At 69.0% G+C, this 1,675-nt stretch carries 1 protein-coding gene; it reads left to right on the top strand.

Annotation, left to right across the window (positions count from 1 at the left end):
- Positions 1-170: 170 nt before the first annotated feature.
- Positions 171-1,675 (top strand): M61 family metallopeptidase (locus tag C5O18_RS09195; protein WP_105193314.1); only part of this gene is annotated, 1,505 nt, incomplete at its 3' end.

The raw sequence follows: 1,675 nt of genomic DNA, 5'->3' as shown, positions 1-1,675 counted from the left end.
GGAAGCCGGGCCGCTGGCTCGGCGCGGTCGCCATGGCTGCGGCCGCGTCCGCGGATCCGTCCGTGCGGTGTGTTCAGCGCGCCGGCTATTCATATATGCTGACCGGCCTCGTGTTTTTTCCTTTCCGGGGTCATTCGCCGTTCATGGCTATCCACAGGAGATCTGCCGGCATGCAGGCGGCCATTCATTACCGGGTCGCGGCTTCCGTGCCGGCCTCCCACCGTTTCCAGGTCACCCTTTCCATCCTCCGGCCCGACCCGCAGGGGCAGCGCCTGTGGCTGCCGGACTGGATTCCCGGCAGCTACATGATCCGCGACTTCGCCCGCAATATCAGCGCGCTGCGGGCGACCGACGCCGATGGCGCGGCGGTGGCCATCCGCGCGCTCGACAAATCCTCCTGGCAGTGCGCGCCGGTGTCCGGTCCGCTGGAGGTGCGCTACGAGGTCTATGCCTGGGACCTGTCGGTGCGCGCGGCGCATCTGGACCAGCACCACGGCTACTTCAACGGCACCTCGCTGTTCCTGGCCGTGTCCGGCCGCGAGTCGGAGCCGGTGACGGTCGAGCTGTGCCGGCCCGAGGGCGTGGCCGGCGACTGGCACGTGGCAACCACGCTGGAGGCCCTGGACGCACCGGCTTTCGGCGCCTGCCGGCATGGTTTCGGCCTGTTCGGCGCACCCGACTACGACGCCCTGATCGATCACCCGGTGGAGATGGGCACCTTCGATTACGCCGAGTTCACCGCCTGTGGCGTGCCCCACGCGGTGGCGGTCACCGGCGCGCATCGCGGCGATCTCGACCGGCTGTGCCGCGACCTGCAGCGCGTCTGCGAGGCGCAGATCCGTTTCTTCGGCGAGCCGGCGCCGTTCGACCGTTACCTGTTCCAGCTCATGGTGGTCGGACAGGGCTACGGCGGACTGGAGCACCGCAGCTCGACCAGCCTGCTGTGCAGTCGCGACGAGCTGCCGCAGGCGGGCGAGCCCGAAGGCCGGCCGTCGAACGGTTACCGCAGCCTGCTCGGCCTGTGCAGCCACGAGTATTTCCACAGCTGGAACGTCAAGCGCCTGAAGCCGGCGGAGTTCCTGCCCTACGACCTGCGGCGCGAGAACCACACCACGCTGCTGTGGTTCTTCGAGGGCGTGACCTCCTACTACGACGACCTGTTCCTGGTGCGCACCGGGCTGATCACGCCGGCCAGTTATCTCGAACTGCTGGCGCAGCAGATCACCCGCCACCTGCGCACGCCGGGGCGGCAGGTGCAGAGCGTGGCGGAATCCAGCTTCTTCGCCTGGACCAAGTACTACAAGACCGACGAGAACACGCCCAACAGCGTGGTCAGCTACTACGTCAAGGGTGCGCTGGTGGCGCTCTGCCTCGATCTGTTGCTGCGCCGCCACGGTCAGGGCCTGGATGCGCTGATGCGTGCGCTCTGGCAGTGCTATGCCCTGAAGGGGCGGGGCGTGACCGAGGCGGACATCCGCGCCGGGGTCGCCGGACTGGCCGGTGATGCCCTGGAGGGCTTTTTCGACCGTGCCCTGCACGGCACCGACGAGCTGCCCTGGCAGGCATTGCTGGAGGAGGCCGGCGTGCAGGTCCGCCTGCGTGCCGCCGAGGGAGCGGGTGATGCCGGTGGTCGTCCCGGGGCGCAGCAGGGCGAACGTCCGTGGCTCGGCGTGCG

The sequence above is a fragment of the Amnimonas aquatica genome, assembly GCF_002943415.1.
GTDB classification, from domain to species: Bacteria; Pseudomonadota; Gammaproteobacteria; order Pseudomonadales; family Moraxellaceae; genus Perlucidibaca; species Perlucidibaca aquatica_A.
Note: the sequence above shows the minus strand (reverse complement) of the source record. Positions and strands in the feature narration are given on the sequence as shown.